The following is a 20,679-nucleotide window of genomic DNA, read 5'->3' as shown; positions in this document are numbered from 1 at the left end:
GCCGAGCCTGGGCGAGGCACCGAGTGGTGGGGCAAAGCGTTTTTTGGTTACTTTTTTAGGCGTTTTGTAAAAAAGTGACCCGCCGTAAGGGCGGAACCCTAAGCAGCCGTTACCGCAGCAACGGATATGTACTCAATCTACCCCCCCACAGACTTAAAGCGACACAAAGAGTTGCGTAGATACCTATGCTGCGCGACGGCAATGAATGGCGGTGACGGATGGTGGGTGAAGACAGTTGCTCCCACATTAGTTCGTCGGCGACTTCAGGCATTTATCCAACCCCACCACCGCCACTGCAATCACGATGAACCCCGCCAGAATCCCCCCGGCATTCGCAAACACTTGTGGATAACCGAGGCTGTCCACATCAATGAACGGGTACTGATATTGCCCGAGCAGATGCCCGCGCAATAGCACATAAGCGAAGTACACCAGCGGGTAGATCACCCACCCGGCAATGTGTTTGAGGCGCAACGTGCCCTTGGGCACATATCGCCACCAGTAGATTAAAAACAGCACCGGCATCACGTCGTGCAGCAATTCGTCGGCGATAAATTGAAAGCCTGCGGGGCTCCACAAATGCCGCAGCAGCAGGTTGTACGCCAGGCTCACCACGACGATGCTCGCAGCAATCCCACTACTGACGTTGGGTGCCAGGAAAAACCGCTTCGCGGCTGAATCCCGACTGACCAGCGCATAGCTCAACACCACCACGACCAAGGTGTTGGTGAGCACGGTGAAGAAACTGAAAAAGTTGATCAGCCCGCCCAACAGGCTGGCGCCGGCGTCCCAGCGTGAATAGAAAATAAGGTATTGCTGAATCGCCAGCCCCGCCCAACCAGCCAGCGCCGCAACCGCGGCAAAGCGCTTCATCGGCTCAGTCCAGCGGGCGTTTGGTGCGCATCAGCTTGACGTACAAGCTTTCGACTTTCTCCCGCGCCCACGGAGTTTTGCGCAGGAACGTCAGGCTCGACTTGATGCTCGGGTCGCTCTTGAAGCAGCGGATATCAATACGTTCGGCCAGGCCGCTCCATTCGTAATGTTCCACCAGGGTGGTGAGGACGTGCTGCAGAGTCACGCCGTGGAGCGGGTCGTTGCTTGTCGCGGTCATGCCGGGCCTTTTGCAAAAAGAGGAAACACAGCCGCGCACCTTAGCCGACGGGGCGTACAGGTGGAAGCACCGCATTGAATATAGACCCTGAGGAAAAGTTCCCCTTTTCAGCCAAAAAAGAGATGTTATATTGTAACCATAGTTATCAAAAGTAACGCTTTCGATACCGTTTTAAGCCTTCTCTTTTTTGTGCCGTTTTACCAAGGAATGTTCGATGTCCCTCTCCTCTCTGTGGCGCTTGACCCCGCTTGCCGCCGCCCTGCTGATCTGCTCTGAAGCCCACGCCCTTGAGCTGCAACCCCAAGTCATTACCGGCAACCCGCTGGGCAGCGAACAACTCGCCTCGCCCACCACCGTGCTGGAAGGCGATGACCTGACACTGCAACAAAAAGGCAGCCTCGGCGAGACCCTGAACAAGCAGCCGGGTGTGTCGTCGTCGTACTTTGGCCCAGGTGCCAGCCGGCCGATCATTCGAGGCCAGGATGGCGACCGCATTCGCATTCTGCGCAACGGCGTGGGCGCGTTGGATGCGTCGTCGCTATCCTACGACCATGCGGTGCCGTTGGACCCGGTCAACGTCGAGCGTATTGAAATCGTGCGTGGCCCGGCCGCGCTGTTGTATGGCGGCAGCGCGATTGGCGGCGTGGTCAACACGTTCGATAACCGCATCCCCACCGAAGCCATCGAAGGCATTCACGGTGCGGGTGAATTGCGCTATGGCGGCGCCGACACTACCCGCAGCAGCGCCGGCAAACTGGAAGCCGGCAACGGCACCTTCGCCCTGCATCTGGACGCCAATGCGCGGGCATTCAACGACCTCAAGATCCCAGGTTTTGCCCGCAGCCGCCATGCCCCGGAAACCGAAGACGGCCCCGGCAAGAATGGCCGCCTGGGCAACAGCGACGGGCGCCAGGACGGCGGCGCCGTGGGCGGTTCCTACACCTGGGACGACGGTTATGCCGGGCTGTCCTACAGCAACTACGACGCCAACTACGGCTCACCCGCCGAACAGGACGTGCGCATCCGCATGAAGCAGGATCACTACGCCTTTGCGTCCGAGATCCGCAACCTGCAAGGCCCGTTTACCTCGGTAAAACTCGACGCGGGCTACACCGACTACGAGCACCGCGAAATCGAAGGCGGCGAAACCGGCACGATCTTCAAGAACAAGGGTTATGAGGCGCGCGTTGAAGCCCGCCACCAACCGCTGGGCCCATTCGATGGCGTGGTGGGCGCACAAGTGACCCGTAACGAGTTTTCGGCACTCGGCGAAGAAGCCTTTGTGCCACAGACCGATACCAACGCCGGCGCGTTGTTTATCCTCGAAGAAATGCAGGCCACCGAGCGCCTCAAACTCAGCCTCGGCGGGCGCCTGGAACATACGAACATCGACCCGAACGCCAAGGGCAATGCGCGCTTTGCCGGCGCCGACAAATACAAGGACTTCACCGCCGGCAGCCTGTCCTCCGGCGCGGTCTACACCCTCACGCCGATCTGGTCGCTGGCCGCAACCTTGGGCTACACCGAACGCGCGCCGACCTTCTACGAGCTGTATGCCAACGGCGCCCACGTCGCTACCGGCACTTACGAGTTGGGCGACGCCAACCTGAAGAAAGAAAAAGCCGTGTCCAGCGACCTCGCGCTGCGCTTTGACAACGGCACCCACAAGGGCAGCTTTGGCGTGTTTTATAGCCGCTTCTCCAATTACATCGGTTTGTTGGGCACAGGTCGTACGCTCAACGATGAAGGTGAAGAAGACGCAGGTGGTATTCCTGAGTACACATACTCCGGCGTACGGGCACGTTTCGCCGGCTTCGAGGCCCAGGATCACTGGAAACTTGGCGAAGGCGCCTACGGCAAATTTGCCTTGGAGCTGTCGGGGGATTACACCCGCGCCACCAACCTCGATACGGGTGAAGCCTTGCCACGCATCGCGCCCCTGCGCTTGAACAGCGGTTTGCTGTGGGAACTGGACCGCTGGCAAGCGCGGATCGACGTGGAACACGCGGCGGGCCAAGGGCGTGTGCCGAATAACGAAAGCGGCACCGATGGCTACACCACGCTGGGCGCAAGCGCGGGTTATCGCTTCAATGTCGGTGGCAGCCAGTGGCTGGCGTTCGTCAATGGCGAAAACCTGACCAACCAGACCGTGCGCTACGCCAGCTCGATCCTGCGCGATATCGCGCCGGCGCCGGGCAGAAGTGTGCAATTTGGTGTGCGTACGACCTTCTAAAAAACACCGAAAATCCCCTGTGGGATGGGGCTTGCTCCCGATGACAGTGTGTCAGTCGACCTATTCATGGCTGACCCACTGCTATCGGGAGCAAGCCCCTTCCCACATTTGTTTTGCAGCGACACTTAGTCACTGTTACCAAATCTGAAATGATGCATCTTGCGTTTTGCGCTTTCTCTTGGCGCATCCGCGCTTTATCCTTGTCGACAATAAACTGAAACGTTTCACTTCTGCGGTCGACCCCATCTTGCCGAAATCTTCCTTCTTCCAAGACAGCGCTGTCTTAAACCGACCTGCGCCTGGGGATAAATCGTCCGCCTGTGGATAAGCCCCCTGTCCCCAGAAATACCAAAAATAACGCTGAACCAAGCCCGCGCCGAATCGTCATCTACAGTGAAGCACGGGGTTACATAATTCCAACGTCACGGAGAAACACACTATGAGCACTGATGGTGCTTCAAGCCCAAGCCGCCTGCTGCCCAGGTTGCTAGGCGTCTTGCTGCTGATCATGGGGCTGGCCTTGCTGGCCGGCGGCGTCAAGCTGAGCATGCTCGGCGGGTCGCTGTACTACCTGCTGGCCGGTATCGGCATCGCCCTCACCGGCGTTTTGCTGCTGGCTACCCGCCGCGCTGCGCTGGGCCTGTACGCACTGGTGCTGTTCGCCAGTACCGTGTGGGCACTGTGGGAAGTCGGCCTGGATTGGTGGCAGCTGGTGCCGCGTCTGGCCCTGCTGTTCGCGCTGGGCATCGTCTTGCTGCTGCCGTGGTTTCGCCGTCCGTTGCTGCGTGGTCAACCCGCGCCACTGGGCACTGGCGCACTGAGCGTGGCCGTGGTGCTGGCCGGCGCTGCCGCCCTCGCCAGCCAATTCACCAACCCGGGTGAAATGGTCAAGACCGGTCAACTGGACCGTGACGCTGTGCCTGGCATGGCCAGCGCTGCACCGACCCAGGCCGATGGCGACTGGAACTCCTATGGCCGCTCGGCCTTCGGTGATCGTTACTCGCCCCTGGCGCAGATCACCCCGGAAAACGCCCACAAGCTCGTACCGGCGTGGACCTATCGCACCGGCGACATCCCTGGCCCAGGCGATCCCGGTGAAACCACCGCAGAAAACACCCCGCTGAAAGTCAACGGCATGCTCTACGTGTGTACGCCGCACAGCCAGGTGATTGCCCTGGACCCGGACACCGGCAAGGAAATCTGGCGTTTCGACCCGAAGATCAGCACCGAAGGTGCCGCGAACTTCAAAGGTTGGGCGCACATGACCTGCCGTGGCGTGTCGTATCACGATGACGCTGTCTACGCCTCCGAGCAGAGCCCTACCGGCAGCGCCAGCGCCGCGCCTGTCAGCGCCGTCTGCCCGAAACGCATTTTCGTACCGACTGCCGATACTCGTCTGATCGCCCTGAACGCCGACACCGGCAAGATGTGCGAAGACTTCGGTGACAAAGGCCAGGTCGACCTGCGTGCCAATATCGGCAGCTTCGCTCCAGGCGGTTACTACTCCACTTCGCCACCGGCCGTGACCAAGAACCTGGTCGTGATCGGCGGTCACGTGACCGACAACGTTTCCACCGACGAGCCTAGCGGCGTAATCCGCGCGTTCGACGTACACACCGGCAAGCTGGTGTGGAACTGGGACAGCGGCAACCCGGACGACACCACCCCGTTGGCCGAGGGCAAGACCTACACGCGCAACTCGCCGAACATGTGGTCCATGTTCAGCGTCGATGAAAAACTCGGCATGCTGTACCTGCCGATGGGCAACCAGATGCCCGACCAATATGGCGGCGACCGTACTGCGGACTCCGAGAAATACAGCGCCGGCCTGACCGCTCTGGACATCGACAGCGGCCACGTGAAGTGGACCTTCCAGTTCACTCACCATGACCTGTGGGACATGGACGTGGGCGGCCAGCCTAGCCTGATCGACATCAAGACCGCTGACGGCGTCAAGCAAGCAGTCATGGCTTCGACCAAGCAAGGCAGCATCTACGTGCTGGACCGCAGCAACGGCAAACCCGTGGTGCCGATCAATGAAGTCCCTGTACCGCAAGGCGCAGTGGCCGGCGATCACACCTCCCCGACCCAACCGAAGTCCGACCTGAACTTCATGCCGCCGCCGTTGAAAGAACGCGACATGTGGGGCGTGACCCCGTTTGACCAGATGCTGTGCCGGATCGATTTCAAATCCATGCGCTACGACGGCCCGTTCACGCCGCCATCGCTGCAAGGTTCGATCGTTTACCCGGGTAACTTCGGCGTGTTCGACTGGGGCGGCATTTCGGTTGACCCGGTACGTCAGATTGCTTTCATGAACCCGAGCTACATGGCGTTCAAATCGAAACTGATCCCGGCTGCCGACATCGCCAAGCAAGGCCCTCGCGTCAGCGAAACCCAAGGTGTACAGCCAAACAAAGGCGCGCCGTACGGCGTGATCCTCGAAGCACTGCTGTCGCCTCTGGGCCTGCCGTGCCAGGCGCCGGCGTGGGGTTATGTGGCAGCGGTCGACCTGACCACCCACAAAACCATCTGGATGCACAAGAACGGCACCGTGCGCGACAGCTCGCCGGTTCCAATCCCGCTGACCATGGGCGTGCCTAGCCTGGGCGGTACATTCACCACCGCCGGTGGCGTGTCCTTCCTCAGCGGCACCCTCGACCAGTACCTGCGTGCCTATGACGTGAAAAACGGCAAGCAACTGTGGGAAGGTCGCCTGCCTGCAGGCGCGCAAACCACACCGATGACCTACACCGGCAAGGACGGCAAGCAGTACGTGCTGGTCATGGCCGGCGGTCACGGCTCGCTGGGCACCAAGCAGGGTGACTATGTGATGGCGTTCAAACTGCCGGATTAAGCATTACCGGCGGTAAAACTGAGGCGGCTACCTGATGGGTAGCCGCCTTTTTTGTGCCTGCCGCGAGCGACCTGTGGGAGGGGGCTTGTTCCCGATGGCGGTGTACCCGTTGTCGATGCTTCCACTGACACACCGCTTTCGGGAGCAAGCCCCCTCCCACAGGGTTCAGGTGGTGTTCAGAAGATCGGATTTACAAGGCAACACGCTCACGCAGCATCCACATTTCAAATGCCATGGCATTCAACGGCCGGCTGATCAAGTAACCCTGTGCGGTGTCGCACTTCCACTGTTTGAGCAGCTTCAGGCTGGGCTCGAACTCCACCCCTTCCGCCACCACCTTGAGCCCCAGGTTGTGGCTCATTTCGATGGTCGATCGCACGATCACGCCATCACCGCTGGTGCTGTCGAGGTTGCGGATGAAGGATTGGTCGATCTTCAACTCCTGCACCGGCAAGCGCTGCAATTGCGCCAGCGACGAATAGCCCGTGCCGAAGTCATCCACCGACAGGCTGATGCCGCAGCCGCGCAGTTGCTCCAGTACGCTGAGGGCCTGTTGCGGGTTGTGCATGATCGCGCTTTCAGTGATTTCGAAAATCAAGTGCTCAGCCGATACGTTGTAGTGCATCAACAAGGCGGTGACGCGAATAGCCAGGTCATCATCCGCCAGGTCATCCACCGAAATATTCACCGACAGCTGCAGGTGCAAACCACGTTGCGCCCATTCGGCCATTTGGCGAATAGCCTCCTCGATCGCCCACAGGGTCAAGGCCCCCATGCTGCCGGTGCGCTCGGCCAGGGGAATGAATTCGGTGGGTGACACCTGGCCGAGGGTCGGATGCTGCCAGCGCAGCAGGGCTTCCGCCTGACGCACATGACCATCAACCAGATCGAGTTTGGGCTGATAACAGAGGAACAACTCGCCCTCGACCACTGCGCGGCGCAAGTCGCGAATCAGCGTGATCTGGCGCAGATGAGCCAGGTCGCGGTCCAGTTGGTAGACCTGCAAGTACCCGGGCAAGCTCGCCGCATCATGCCGGGCAATGGCCGCGCGGCTGATCAGTTCTTCCACCTGCTGGCCGTCGGCGGGGTAAGCCGCGATGCCGATGCTCACTTCATGGCGCACTTCATCATTGCCGATACGCTGGGGTTCGGTGAGCAGCCCATAAAGGCGGTCGGCACGCGCCACGGCGCAGTCGATCTCAGTGTTTTCCAGCAACAGCAAAAATTCACTGCCGGCGATGCGCGCCGCGGTGTCGCTGGGCAGCAGGCTCATGGACAGGCATCGGCTGGCTTCGCGCAGCATTTCTTCGACGCCCTGCGGGCCGAAGCCTTCGTTGATCACCCGGTAGTTTTCAATCCCCAGGTACACCAACACCACCGGCCGCCGTGCACTGATCGCGCTGCCCAGGCGCTCCATGGCCAGGGCGCGATTGGGCAACCCAGTGAGCGGGTCATGCAGGGCGTTGTGGGCCAATTGGCGCTCGCGCACGGCGATTCCGCTTTGCATGGCGTTGAATGCACGGGCCAACACGCCGAACTCGTCGTGGCTGCGTACCTGCACCGGCGTGTGGTAGTCACCGGCACCAATCCGTTCCGCCGCTTGCACCAGGGCGTTGAGCGGGCGTGACACGCGTCGCGCCAGGAACAACGCGCCCGCCAGCGACACGAGCAACACCGCCAGGGCGATCCCCATAAACTGCTGGTCCAGCGGCGCAAAGGATTCCAGCGCATGGTCCAGCGGGCTTTGCAGCAACACGCGCACCTCGTCGCCATCGCCGGTATTGGCCAGCGGCAGTACCTGGCTGAGCACCCGTTGCCCGTAAAACAGATTGATCCGGGCTTCAGGGGTCAGGGGCGCCTCGTGCAGTGTATGGATGATCGCAGCCTTGTAGGCCTCAGGCTGGGTACTGAACAACTGGCCGACGCGGCCGTCCTGCACGCCGAGGAACGACAGCTCTAGGTTGCTCATGGAACGCAGTTCGTTGGCGAACAGCTTGTCCATGGGAAAACCCATGACCACGCGGGCAATCGGCAGCGGGTCGAGCACTTCGTCCTGCACCAGCAAATAGGGCTGGCCGTCCATGGCAACGATGAGCATTTGCAAGCCACTGCGTCGCGCATGACGCAATGCCTCGACATAAGGAAACGGCTGGCCGCCCGTCAGCTCAGGCAAGGTGCTGACCATCACCGTGCCATCCAGGCCCAACACAAACACTTCCGTTGAGTGGATGCCGGGGCCATGCCGACGCAGCGCAGCCCGAATCGATTCGGCCTTGCCTTCAATCACCGCTTGCTTGAACGGGCCATCGACGGTAAGCCAGTCCAGCCCGTATTGCAGGCGGCGCCCGCGCAGGTCCAGCAAGCGCTCGAACACCTGGATGCCGGCAGTGAGTTGCACTTGGGCCTGGTTTTCCACGGCACGGGTGGTGGCGACCTTGACCGCGAAGTAAGTAGCGGCCACGACCACCAGTAGCAATAGCGCCAACACCCCGGCAATGCGGGTCTGGAATGTGTGGCGCCACTGCATTGCCGTGCCCTCCGGCAGCATTCGCCTCTCTGTGCCACTGCGTTCATTTGTCATACGCATCCCTGGCGGCGGCTGGTTCGGCGTCAAAAAAATATCCATTTTTATTGAATATTTGGTTTAAGCAGATTAGCTGGGACTTGGGATAAGTACACCTAACAAACACTGGAACTGTTGCGTCACATTATTGACAGCCAGGCATTAGCTGAACTAGGCGCTGCGGGCGCGCATGAAGTCCCCCCACCGGCGCACCAGATAGTTATGCTCATCCATCACCGAGTTCCACACCGCGATGTGCCCCATGCGTTGCTCATACGAGCCGCCATCCCGTACTTCACCGATGTCGATCAACGGCAAGCCATCGCTGCCCGGTAACTCTTCGCGCGCGGGCTTGCCGGCGTACCAGTAATCCCACTCGGCACGGCTCAAATGATCGCGTGTGCGCGCCGGGTTGCCGATGTAGTAACCCTGGCGCGCCATTACCGCCCCTGGCCAGCCGGACAACCACCAATTCAGGTAGGCATACGCCGCATCCAGCACCGGCCCCTGGGCATGGCGCGACAACGACAAGCCACCAAACCAGGCGCGATAGCCTTCGCGAGGCACCGCCAACCGATACTTCACACCGGCCCGGTGCAGGCGCATCAAGGTCGGCGACCACAGGCTCTGGATATCGATGCTCGGGCTGAGCATCAACTGCGCCGCCTCCTCATCGTCCGACCAGAACGCCGCAAAATGCCCTTCCTTCTGCTTGCGCACCAGAATATCGGCCAGCACATCGATCTCCTCGATGCTCATATTGCCGACGTCCTTGAACTGCGCCAGCCCCGCGCCCTGCACCGCCAATGCGGCATCCAGCGCGCCGATGGCCGCGTCACTTTGCAGCGCGGTGCGCGCGCGCCAGGCCGGGTCGAGCAGCCAGCCCCAGCTTTCATTGCCGTGGCTGAAGCCTTCAGGCAAACGCTCGGGACGATAGGCAAAACTGTCAGCATTGTGGGTCAGCGGCAGCATGCTGATGCGCTCGGTCACGGAGCTGCCGAGGCTGCCGTCGTGCTGCACGAACAGGCGTTCACTGGGCACGCTGCCGCTGCCCAGGCGATCATTGGCCGACAGCCGACCGCGCTTGGGCAAGTCATTGATCTCGTGCCACAGCGCGATACGCCGCGTGTCGATCGGCTGGATCGCCCGCGCCGGCCACACAAAGTCAACGTTGTGAAACCATTGGTCGTACAGGTCGTAGCTCTCGGGCTGCATCACCGCGATGCGTTGGGCCTGTGCCACATCGTGCACCTGGTAGACCAGGCGAATGCCCAGTTCCTGTTCGGCGCGCACGCGCAGGCATTCGAGCAAGGTCACGGACGTACCGAGGACACGCAAGGTGATCATGCTGCGAACCGCCGCGAGAACACGTCAAAGGAGCGGCGTAGCAGCGCCGGGTCGAGGCCGCGCAGGATAAATACCAGCCGTGATTGGCGGTCGGTGCCTGGCCACGCTGGCAAGTGGACCGGGGCATGCAGGCAGTGCTGCACGCCATGAATGACGATGGGGGCCGAGCTTGCGTTCACGTTAAGCAGTCCTTTGACGCGAAGGATTCGTTCGCCGTGGCATCTTAGCAGCATCGACAACCAGACCCCGAAGCCGACCCAGTCCAGCGGCTGTTCGAAAGTCAGGCAGCACACTTGCGCGGCGCCGTGGGTCGCTGTGGTGGTTTGATGCAATTGCCAGCGGCTGACTTCAACGGCAGGCTCGGCGCTGCGCAAACCTTCGCCAAGCAGCAGTTGGTCGCCGCTGTGAATATCCTGGGTATTGAGGATCGGTGTGCCGGCATTCAGCGCCTGCAAATGCGTGCGCAGTGAATCACAGTCGCCGGCGAGGTCCGTCTTGCTGAGCAACAGCCGATCGGCCGCAGCAACCTGGGCCAGCCATTCCGGGTGCAGGCGCTCCTGAAGCTCGGCGTGGCTGGCGTCGACCAGGGTAATCACCAGGCCAATGTGAAAGCGTCCGCGCAGTTGCACATCGTTGTTCAAGGTGGCGAGGATCGGCGCCGGGTCGGCAAGGCCGGTGGTTTCCAGGATCACGCGTTTGAACGCCGGGATTTCACCGCGCTCACGACGTTGCAATAAGCCCAGCAGCGCGTCTTTCAACTCGCCACGAATCGAGCAGCACACGCAGCCGCTGGGCAGCAACACCGTGTCCGGTGCGACCTCCTCCACCAGCAGATGGTCAATGCCGACATCGCCGAACTCGTTGATCAACAGCGCCGTGTCGCCGAGGCTTTCGCCTTGTAACAGTCGCGTGAGCAACGTGGTTTTGCCACTGCCGAGGAAGCCGGTGATGACGTTGAGGGCAATGCTCATGACAACTCCAGGTGATCAAGCAAGCGTGGGTCAAGCGGGTCCAGCGGGCGGCCAAGCATGCTTTCTGCCGCCTGCCAGAGTGGGTCCAGACCACTCGCCAACGCTTGCTTGCCAGTGGCGCCCATCAGCAGGTAAGAAGCGCCCTGAAAGTCTTCGACCTTGAGCCGGAACACCGCCAGCACCTGATTGATCGCCGCGATGCGGCGCAGGCGTTCACGGCGTCTTGGCAGCTCATCGCCCAAAGGGTCGCTCCAGTGCAGGTCTTCACCGAGCAAACCGCAGAGTCCGCACATGGCTACACCTCACTCATGGCATGACATCGCCGGAGTTCGGGCCCAGGGTCTGGCCGACGAACAGATTGCCGCCAGGCTCACTGGCCAGCAGCACGGCGGTGGGCGCGACCTCGTCGGCCAGGCCGAAGCGGCCCAAGGGCAACTCGGCGGCCTTGGCGCGTTTCCAGTCGTCGCTGATGCCGCCCACCAGCGGCGTTTCAATCGGGCCGGGCGCGATAGCGTTGACCAGCACATTGTCCTTGGCCACTTCCAGCGCCAGGGACTTGGTAAAGCCGATCACCCCGGCCTTGGCGGCGGCATAGTGGGTCAGTTCGGCACCGCCCTTGATACCCAGTTGCGAGGCGACATTGATGATACGGCCCCAGCGCTGCGCAAGCATGTGCGGCAATGCGCGCTGGCTGGCGACGAACACGCTGGTGAGGTCGACGCGCAGCATGTCGTTCCACATTTCGATGGACAGGTCGACGCAGCGCGCCTGGGTCAGCATGCCGGCGTTGTTGACCAGAATATCGATGCCGCCGAAGTGTTCGACGCAGCGGTCGACACTGGCCTGGGCACCTTCGACGGTGCCGACGTCAGCCAGGCATTCGAAGACTTCGGCGCCGAGGTTGCGGCAGGTAATGGCGGTTTCGGCGAGGCTGGCGGCGTTGCGGTCGGCCAACAGCAGCCGCGCGCCTTCGGCGGCGTAGGCACGGGCGATGGCGGCACCGATGCCACTGCCGGCGCCGGTAATCACGGCGCGTCGGTTGGTGAGTTGGGACATACACACATCTCCTTAGGTCAATATAGATCCAATGTGGGAGCGGGCTTGCTCGCGAATGCGTCGTGTCAGTCGATGCATCTGTTATTGACCCACCGTCTTCGCGAGCAAGCCCGCTCCCACATTTTCAGACCCAGTCCAGTCAGTCGGGCCAGCGCACGGTCAAGCCGCCGTCGATAACGATGCTCTGCCCGGTCAAATAACTCGATGCCTCACTGGTCAAAAATTGCACCAATGACGCCACTTCATCTGCCCGCCCTACCCGACCCAACGGAATTGCCCGCGCGGCCTTGGCCAACCCCTCAGGCCCCAACGAATTCTTCGCGTCCAACGACTGCGGCGTCTCGATCAACCCGGGTATCACTGCGTTGCAACGAATCCCCAACGGCGCCAACTCCACCGCCAGCGAACGGCACAACCCCGGCACGCCCGCCTTCGCCGCCGCGTAATGGCTGTGCTCCTGCCAGCCATATACGCCACCGGCAATCGACGAAATCGCCACCAGCGCACCGCCTTCTGTCATGTGCCGGGTCGCCGCACGGAAGGTGCGCATCACCCCCGTCAGGTCGACATTGAGCATCTCGTTCCACAACGCGTCGGTCATCTCCAGCAAGGGCGCGCGACGCAACAGACCGGCATTGGCCACCGCGTAATCCAGGCGCCCGAAATGCTGCACGGCTTGCTCGGCCAGGGCGTCTACCGAGGCGGTATCGCCTACGTCCAGCGCCAGCATCAGGCATTCGCCGCCAGCCTGTTGCACCAGCGCTACGGTGGTGTGCGGGTCATGCGGGTCGGCCGGGTAATACCCGCCCACCACCGCCACGCCGTTACGTGCATAGGCCACGGCCAGGGCTTGGCCGATGCCGCTGGCGGCACCGGTAATCAGGGCAACTTTACGGCTCATCTGAAACTCCTTACTGAACGGTTTCCGGACGCACATGGCGTGCGGCAAACATCAGGGCGCCGGACAAGAAGCACGGCAGCGCACCGAACCACAGCGCGGCGGTCTGCCAATCACTGCCGGCGGACAACACCTGGGTGGCGCCAAAGCCTGCGACGACCGCGCCAATCGGGCCCATGGCATGGATGATCGCGCCACCGGTGGCGCGGATGCTGGTGGGGAAACTTTCGCTGATGAAAAACAGCGCCGCCGAGTACGGCCCGATCAGAAAGAACAGGCCCAGGCTGTACAGCCCGACCACCGTCGGCATATTGCTTGGGCCAAACAGCATCCCGGCAAAGGCCAGGCCGCCGAGCATCCAACCCAGGCCGATCACGTTGCGACGGCCGATCTTGTCGCCCATCCAGCCGTGAGTCAGGTAGCCGCAATAACCCATCAGGTTGGAGAGCACGAGGATGATCAGCGAGTTCTCGAACGAGACGTGGTGCACGCTGACGATTACCGATGTGCCGAGCACGCTGAACACCTGGATCGCCGCCCAGTTGAGCAACAGCGCAGCGCCGATTACCAGGGTTGCGCGGCGAGCCGGGCCACGGAACGCAGCTTTGAGGCCGGCTTTACTGTGCTCGTCATAGTCCACACCGTAGGTCACGGCGACGTTTTGCGCTTCGGTCACCGCGCCGCTTTTACGCAGCTCGCTGATGCGTTGGTGAATCTGGAACTGGGGGCTCTCCTTGAGCTTGCGCGCCATGATCGCAATCACGATGGCCGGGATCGCGGCAAAGATGAAGCAACCCTGCCAGCCGATGATCGGCAGCAACAGCGCAGTCAAACCGGCAGCGATCAACGCACCAACCGGCCAGCCGCCCTGCACCAGGCTGTAGATAAAGCCACGGCGCTTGGTCAGTCGCGGATCTTCCGAGGCGCCATACAGCTCGCTCAGATACGTGGCGTTGACGGTTTCCTCGGCATACCCCAGGCCACCCAACGAGCGGATCAGAATCAGCGGCGACTTGCCCCACGCCCCGCCAATCGCGGTCAGTGCCGAGCACAGCGCAGAACCGGCCACGGTGAAAATAATGCCTTTGCGCCGCCCCAACTTATCGACGACGGGGCCAATGGCAAAGGCGACCACCGCCGTGCCCACCGCCACCCAGGTCGCGATTTCAGCTTGCTCCACTTCACCCCAGCCAAAGTGCCGGCCGATTTCCGGCAGCAAGGTGCCGAACAGGATGAAGTCATACACCGCAAACACCCAGGCGAAAAACGCGATCCAGGTGGCGAAGCGCACTTCCCGGGACGTCAATTGCCGGGGTTTCCAGCCAGTCAGGTCAAGCTTGTTATAGATGGACATAAATCGCGCCTCGAGGGTGGGTGGCCGCTTCAGTAGGGGTCAGGAACGGGGTTGACGGCGGATAAAGTCGTCGGCGATTTCGTCGAACGTGACGAAGCGCACGCCGGCATGGCTCTGGATGTGTTCGATCAAGCGCTCGAGCATCAACAGCACTTGCGGGCGACCGGACACGTCGGGGTGGATGGTCATGGTGAACACGGCATGTTCGTGTTCGCGGTAGACCCAGTCGAACTGGTCGCGCCACATTTCTTCGAGATGGCGCGGGTTGACGAAGCCGTGGCTGTTGGGGGCTTTTTTGATGAACATCATCGGCGGCAGGTCGTCGAGGTACCAGTTGGCCGGGATCTCCACCAGGTCGGTTTCTTCGCCGCGCACCAAAGGTTTCATCCAGGTGTCGGGGTGCTGGCTGTAGTCGATCTTGGTCCAGCTGTCGCCCTTGCGCACGTAGTAGGGGTGGAAGTCGTTGTGCATCAGGCTGTGGTCGTACTTGATGCCTTTTTTCAGCAGCAGTTCGTTGGTGACCTTGCTGAATTCCCACCACGGGGCGACGTAGCCGGTGGGGCGTTTGCCGGTGACCTGGGTGATCAGTTCGATGGACTTATCGAGGACGATTTCTTCCTGCTCGGCGGTCATCGCAATCGGGTTTTCGTGGCTGTAGCCATGCACGCCGATTTCGTGACCGGCGTCAGCCACCGCCTTCATCTGCTCCGGGAAAGTTTCCATCGAGTGGCCGGGGATAAACCAGGTGGTGCGCAAACCGTAACGTTCGAACAGTTTCAGTAAACGCGGCGCACCGATTTCGCCGGCGAACAGGCCGCGGGAAATGTCGTCCGGCGAGTCTTCACCGCCGTAGGAACCGAGCCAGCCGGCGACGGCATCAACGTCGACGCCAAATGCACAGAGAATGTCTTTAGCCATGGTATGTCTCCTTAAATTGTCAGTACGGATTCGACGGACAACGCAGCGCGCAGCAGGCGTGCGTCTTCCCCCATCGGGGCGCTGAGCAGCATCCCGGTGGGCAGGCCCAGGGCATCACGGCCGCTGGGCAAGGTAACGCCGGGCATGTCCAGCAAACTGCCGGGCATGGTCAGGCGCAGGGTGGCGAGGTTGGTGCGCACGAACAGCTCGTCGTCGGCCTCAAGCGGTGCCAACGCCGGCGCGACATGGGCAACGGTCGGGGTTATCAGGAGGGCGCCGTCGAGGTCGTCGATCAGCTGTTGTTGCAGGTGCCGGCGCGCATCGATCAGGTGGATTAATTGGCTGGCCGGCAATGAACGTGCGGCTTCTAAGCGACGGCGCACACGTGGGTCGAGTTGTTCGGCGTCGCGGCTGTCGAGCAGGGTTTGATGCAGGGCGAAGGCTTCGAAGGCGCCGAGCCAGCCGTGGTGCTTGATCAGGTCCAGGGCGGCCTGAAAAGTCGCTGACGGGCGCACCTCGATCAGTGCACCGGCGGCCCTCAATTGGTCCACCGCGCGCAGCAGGTTATTGCGCACAGCAGGTTCAACGTCTTCCAGCGCGCCTTGCTCAAGCACGAAGCGCTGGCCCTTGAGGCTGCGGGCGATATGGGTTTGCCTGCGGCCGTTGAGCAGGTCGTCGATCGCCAGTGCATCGCGCACGCTGCGGGTCAGTGGGCCGAGGCTATCGAGGGTGTGCGCCAATGGAAATACGCCGTCGCGGCTGTAGCGTCGGCTGCTGCTGCGGTAACCCACCACACCATTGAGTGCCGCGGGAATGCGGATCGAGCCTGCGGTGTCGGTGCCCATGGCGATCGGCACGATCCCGGCGGCCACGGCGACGGCTGAACCCGATGATGAACCGCCTGGGATGCGCGGTTGATCGCTGCCGTTCGGGTTGTAGGGCGTGCCGAAATGCGGGTTCAAGCCCAAGCCCGAATACGCCAGCTCGCTGAGGTTGGTCTTGCCCACGCTGACCATCCCGGCGCGGCACAACAGCCCCACGCTCGGCGCGTCGAGCAAAGCGGCCGGCGCCGCGCGACGATAGGCGGCGCCGGCCGTAGTAATGCTGCCGGCGACGTCGAACAGGTCTTTCCAGGCCAGCGGTACACCGTCGAACACACTCAAAGGCTGGCCGTCACGCCAGCGCGCAGCGGACGCTTCGGCCTCGCGCCGGGCACGCTCGGCAGTCAGTGAGATAAACACCGTGGGGGCCATGCTCGCGTGCAGGAGTACCTGTTCGAGCGCCTGCACCGGGTCGCTGCGACCGCTGGCGAAAGCCTCGGCCATGGAAGTGGCGTCTGACATCAGGATGAACCTCACAAAACGTACATATTAATAAAATGTACGTTTTATAAAGGCAGCTTTCGTGCCAGTCTGCTATCACTGCCGTTTGTGCGATTTAGCTTAATCGCCAAGAGGTACGGGATAGATAGAGTTGTAGTAAGCCAAAATAGTCAGCAAAAGCGTCTGAACAGGTCGCGATTGAAATAATGTATCTTTTATTAATAAGTACATTTTGGTGCAGAAAAGTAACATTTCTATCCGCAAGGCCCCAAAAAAGTGCCACCGACGTGGCGCGGAGTGACAGGCGCAACTATGAGAGAATCCCCGGCCACCGTCCTACACGCCAAAGAGAACGCGATGAAAGCAGTGTCCGCCTCGGCCTCCCGTTACGCGATGATTCACCAGGTATTGCGTGATGCGATCGTCAACGGCACCGCCCGCCACGGGCTGGTCTTGCTCGAAGCGCCGCTGGCCGAACTGTTCGGCACCAGCCGCGTCCCGGTACGCAAGGCGCTCGACCTGCTGCATGCCGAAGGTTTGATCTGCCGCTTCAACGGTCGCGGTTACCTGATCAACCCCGAAGGCCTGGAAATGGAGCCGCTGCGCCTGCCCTTGAGCCATGCGCACCTGGGCCTCAATGGCGACGACGAACTGGTGGATACGCGGCCGCTGGGCGAGCGGATCGTCGAGGAAATCGGCGCGGCGCTGTCCACGTGTATCGCTTTCGGCCATTACCGCCTGGATGAACAGGCCGCCGCCGACCACTATGGCGTCAGCCGCGCGGTGGTGCGTGAAGCGCTGATGCGCCTGCGCGATCGCGGCCTGGTGGAAAAAGAACCCTACTCGCAGTGGCTCGCCGGGCCGCTGACCGCACGGGAAGTCACCGAAGACTACGAACTGCGCGCCTGCCTGGAACCCGAAGCCCTGCGCCAGAGCGCACCGAACCTCGACCGCGAGATGCTCGAAGCCATGCTGCAGCGCGTGGTGGACGCCCAGCAAAGCCCGCAATGCAGCCTGCACGCTATCGAGCAGATCGAAGATGACTTGCACCAGCGCTGCCTGGCCGGCCTGCAAAACCGCAAGATCGCTGCGCTGATCCGCCAGGGCCAGAGCCCGATGATCATCAGCCGGATTTTCTACCGTTTGCTGGGGATCGGCGCCGATCCAGCCATGCTCGCCGAACATCGCTTGATTCTGGAGCTGTTGCTGCACGGTGCGTTTGATGCTGCGGCACTGAATTTGCGCGAGCATTTGCAGCGAGCACGACAGCGCATGTTGCAGCGCCTGAAGGTTCTGTCGGTATTACCGGAACAGCCCCTGCCCGCCTACCTGCACAAAATCAGCTGACCGTACTCGGTTACACAAGTGGGGCTGCCAGCCCACTCATCCGTGGCTGATGCACCGCCATCGCAGGCAAGCCGGCTCCCACAGGGGACGGCGGCGTTTCGAAAATATTATGCAATATGTTGCTATCTCACCCCCGCCATTGAAACCACCGCTGCCCCGCCCCATCTAACCTGCATACTTCCTTATGCAGGTGCCCCATGAGCGACCAGCAAGAATTCCCCGATATCGACCTCAACGACTACGCCGATCCCGAAAACGCTGAACACGAAACCTCTTCCAACACCGGCCTGGCCCTGCCGGGGCAAAACCTGCCGGACAAGGTCTACATCATCCCGATCCACAATCGCCCGTTCTTCCCGGCGCAAGTGTTGCCGGTGATCGTCAATGAAGAGCCGTGGGCCGAAACCCTGGAACTGGTGAGCAAATCCGACCACCACTCCCTCGCCCTGTTTTTCATGGAGACGCCGCCGGAAGACCCGCGCCACTTCGACACCTCAGCCCTGCCGCTGTACGGCACGCTGGTGAAGGTGCACCACGCCAGCCGCGAGAACGGCAAGCTGCAATTCGTCGCCCAGGGCCTGACCCGCGTGCGAATCAAAACCTGGCTCAAGCACCACCGCCCACCGTACCTGGTGGAAGTCGAATACCCGCACCAGCCCACCCAGCCGACCGACGAGGTCAAGGCCTACGGCATGGCGCTGATCAATGCGATCAAGGAACTGCTGCCGCTCAACCCGCTGTACAGCGAAGAGTTGAAGAACTACCTCAACCGCTTCAGCCCCAACGACCCGTCGCCGCTCACCGACTTCGCCGCCGCGTTGACTTCGGCCACCGGTAACGAGTTGCAGGAAGTGCTGGACTGCGTGCCCATGCTCAAGCGCATGGAAAAAGTGCTGCCGATGCTGCGCAAGGAAGTCGAAGTGGCGCGCCTGCAGAAGGAAATCTCCGCCGAGGTGAACCGCAAGATTGGTGAGCACCAGCGCGAATTCTTCCTCAAGGAACAACTCAAGGTCATCCAGCAAGAGCTGGGCCTGACCAAGGATGACCGCAGCGCGGACGTCGAGCAGTTCGAGCAACGCCTGGTGGACAAGGTGCTGCCGGCACAGGCGCAAAAGCGCATCAGTGAAGAGATGAACAAACTGTCGATCCTGGAAACGGGCTCGCCGGAATACGCCGTCACGCGCAATTACCTGGATTGGGCGACCTCAGTGCCATGGGGCGTGTATGGCGAGGACAAACTCGACCTCAAACACGCGCGCAAGGTGCTGGATAAACACCACGCGGGCCTGGATGACATCAAAAGTCGCATCCTCGAATTCCTCGCGGTCGGTGCTTACAAAGGCGAAGTCGCCGGTTCCATCGTGCTGCTGGTCGGCCCGCCGGGCGTGGGCAAGACCAGCGTGGGTAAGTCCATCGCTGAATCCCTGGGCAGGCCGTTCTATCGGTTCAGCGTCGGCGGCATGCGCGACGAAGCCGAGATCAAGGGTCATCGCCGCACCTACATCGGCGCCATGCCAGGCAAGCTGGTGCAGGCGCTCAAGGATGTAGAGGTGATGAACCCGGTGATCATGCTCGACGAGATCGACAAAATGGGCCAGAGCTACCAGGGCGACCCGGCTTCGGCGCTCCTGGAAACCCTGGACCCGGAGCAGAACGTTGAATTCCTCGACCACTACCTGGACCTGCGCCTGGACCTGTCCAAAGTGCTGTTCGTGTGTACCGCCAACACCCTGGACTCGATCCCGGGTCCGTTGCTGGACCGTATGGAAGTGATTCGCCTGTCGGGCTACATCACCGAAGAAAAAGTCGCCATCGCCAAGCGCCACCTGTGGCCAAAGCAGCTGGAAAAAGCCGGCGTGTCGAAAAACACCCTGACCATCAGCGACGGCGCCTTGCGCGCGTTGATAGACGGGTATGCACGGGAAGCCGGGGTACGCCAGCTGGAGAAACAGCTGGGCAAACTGGTGCGCAAGGCGGTGGTCAAGCTGCTGGATGAGCCGGACGCGGTGATCAAGATCGGTAACAAGGACCTGGAAAGCTCACTGGGCATGCCGGTGTTCCGCAACGAGCAAGTGCTGTCCGGCACCGGCGTGATTACCGGCCTGGCCTGGACCAGCATGGGCGGCGCGACCCTGCCAATCGAGGCGACGCGTATCCACACACTCAATCGTGGCTTCAAGCTCACCGGGCAGTTAGGTGAAGTAATGAAGGAGTCCGCCGAGATTGCCTACAGCTACATCAGCGCCAATCTGAAGTCGTTTGGCGGCGATCCGAAGTTCTTCGACGAAGCCTTCGTGCACTTGCACGTGCCGGAAGGTGCCACGCCCAAAGACGGCCCGAGCGCCGGCGTGACCATGGCCAGTGCGCTGCTGTCGCTGGCGCGTAACCAACCGCCGAAAAAAGGCGTGGCCATGACCGGCGAGCTGACGCTGACCGGGCATGTACTGCCGATTGGCGGGGTGCGTGAGAAGGTGATTGCGGCGCGCCGCCAAAAGATTCACGAGTTGATCTTGCCGGAGCCGAATCGCGGCAGCTTTGAGGAGTTGCCGGAGTATCTGAAGGAAGGCATGACGGTGCACTTTGCCAAGCGCTTTGCGGATGTGGCGAAGGTGTTGTTCTGATAGATCTCCAGTGGCTGTAAGGGCCTCATCGCGGGCAAGCCCGCTCCCACACTTGACCGAGTACATCCTTTGGAACACGGT

The 20,679-nt window shown here is 61.5% G+C and carries 15 protein-coding genes; 4 read left to right on the top strand and 11 right to left on the bottom strand.

The genetic code is table 11. From position 1 onward, the window contains the following. Window positions 1-246: 246 nt before the first annotated feature. A complete protein-coding gene (locus tag ACI77D_RS28260; RefSeq protein WP_064450881.1) occupies window positions 247-873 on the bottom strand; it encodes a Pr6Pr family membrane protein in 627 nt (208 codons plus the stop codon). A 4-nt stretch (window positions 874-877) separates the two neighbouring features. Then, window positions 878-1,111, bottom strand: coding sequence for a VF530 family DNA-binding protein (locus tag ACI77D_RS28255; RefSeq protein WP_043048686.1), 234 nt, complete (start codon window positions 1,109-1,111; stop codon window positions 878-880). Between the two features lie 214 nt (window positions 1,112-1,325). On the opposite strand from ACI77D_RS28255, the gene ACI77D_RS28250 reads away from it, so the two are divergent. Continuing rightward, window positions 1,326-3,344: a TonB-dependent receptor gene (locus ACI77D_RS28250; RefSeq protein ID WP_407017972.1), complete on the top strand. Its 2,019-nt coding sequence runs from the start codon at window positions 1,326-1,328 to the stop codon at window positions 3,342-3,344. 439 nt (window positions 3,345-3,783) lie between these two features. Continuing rightward, the gene (locus tag ACI77D_RS28245) at window positions 3,784-6,201 is read left to right on the top strand and encodes a glucose/quinate/shikimate family membrane-bound PQQ-dependent dehydrogenase (RefSeq protein ID WP_407017971.1); all 2,418 of its coding nucleotides are present in this window, start codon (window positions 3,784-3,786) and stop codon (window positions 6,199-6,201) included. A 190-nt stretch (window positions 6,202-6,391) separates the two neighbouring features. Here the strand turns inward: ACI77D_RS28245 and ACI77D_RS28240 are convergent, their stop codons facing one another. The 9 genes from ACI77D_RS28240 to ACI77D_RS28200 form a co-directional block, all read right to left on the bottom strand. Beyond that, window positions 6,392-8,728: a putative bifunctional diguanylate cyclase/phosphodiesterase gene (locus ACI77D_RS28240; RefSeq protein ID WP_407017970.1), complete on the bottom strand. Its 2,337-nt coding sequence runs from the start codon at window positions 8,726-8,728 to the stop codon at window positions 6,392-6,394. A gap of 207 nt (window positions 8,729-8,935) precedes the next feature. Further along, on the bottom strand, window positions 8,936-10,111 hold the full coding sequence (locus ACI77D_RS28235) for a PotD/PotF family extracellular solute-binding protein (protein WP_128587110.1): 1,176 nt from the start codon (window positions 10,109-10,111) through the stop codon (window positions 8,936-8,938). After that, window positions 10,108-11,082, bottom strand: a complete 975-nt coding sequence (locus ACI77D_RS28230; protein WP_407017969.1) for a CobW family GTP-binding protein — start codon at window positions 11,080-11,082, stop codon at window positions 10,108-10,110. Before ACI77D_RS28230 ends, ACI77D_RS28235 begins: the two co-directional genes overlap by 4 nt. Next, window positions 11,079-11,375, bottom strand: coding sequence for a hypothetical protein (locus tag ACI77D_RS28225; protein WP_221294028.1), 297 nt, complete (start codon window positions 11,373-11,375; stop codon window positions 11,079-11,081). The genes ACI77D_RS28230 and ACI77D_RS28225 overlap by 4 nt, the downstream gene beginning before the upstream one ends. A 13-nt stretch (window positions 11,376-11,388) precedes the next feature. Next, window positions 11,389-12,138 (bottom strand): SDR family NAD(P)-dependent oxidoreductase, encoded by a 750-nt coding sequence (locus ACI77D_RS28220; protein ID WP_407017968.1) that lies wholly within the window; start codon window positions 12,136-12,138, stop codon window positions 11,389-11,391. A gap of 139 nt (window positions 12,139-12,277) precedes the next feature. Beyond that, on the bottom strand, window positions 12,278-13,039 hold the full coding sequence (locus tag ACI77D_RS28215; protein ID WP_407017967.1) for an SDR family NAD(P)-dependent oxidoreductase: 762 nt from the start codon (window positions 13,037-13,039) through the stop codon (window positions 12,278-12,280). Window positions 13,040-13,049: 10 nt separating this feature from the next. Further along, window positions 13,050-14,390 (bottom strand): MFS transporter, encoded by a 1,341-nt coding sequence (locus ACI77D_RS28210; protein WP_407017966.1) that lies wholly within the window; start codon window positions 14,388-14,390, stop codon window positions 13,050-13,052. Between the two features lie 39 nt (window positions 14,391-14,429). After that, window positions 14,430-15,308 (bottom strand): polysaccharide deacetylase, encoded by an 879-nt coding sequence (locus ACI77D_RS28205; RefSeq protein WP_053254585.1) that lies wholly within the window; start codon window positions 15,306-15,308, stop codon window positions 14,430-14,432. An 11-nt stretch (window positions 15,309-15,319) separates the two neighbouring features. Further along, window positions 15,320-16,651, bottom strand: coding sequence for an amidase (locus tag ACI77D_RS28200; protein ID WP_407017965.1), 1,332 nt, complete (start codon window positions 16,649-16,651; stop codon window positions 15,320-15,322). A gap of 336 nt (window positions 16,652-16,987) precedes the next feature. Between ACI77D_RS28200 and ACI77D_RS28195 the strand changes: the two genes are divergently transcribed. Both ACI77D_RS28195 and lon read left to right on the top strand, forming a co-directional pair. Further along, the gene (locus tag ACI77D_RS28195) at window positions 16,988-17,977 is read left to right on the top strand and encodes a GntR family transcriptional regulator (RefSeq protein ID WP_064450871.1); all 990 of its coding nucleotides are present in this window, start codon (window positions 16,988-16,990) and stop codon (window positions 17,975-17,977) included. Between the two features lie 197 nt (window positions 17,978-18,174). After that, a complete protein-coding gene (gene lon, locus ACI77D_RS28190; protein WP_407017964.1) occupies window positions 18,175-20,598 on the top strand; it encodes an endopeptidase La in 2,424 nt (807 codons plus the stop codon). Window positions 20,599-20,679: the final 81 nt, after the last annotated feature.

The organism is Pseudomonas sp. O39, from assembly GCF_045447295.1.
Taxonomy (GTDB): Bacteria; Pseudomonadota; Gammaproteobacteria; order Pseudomonadales; family Pseudomonadaceae; genus Aquipseudomonas; species Aquipseudomonas antarctica_A.
This window is presented reverse-complemented; position numbering and strand designations above follow the sequence as displayed.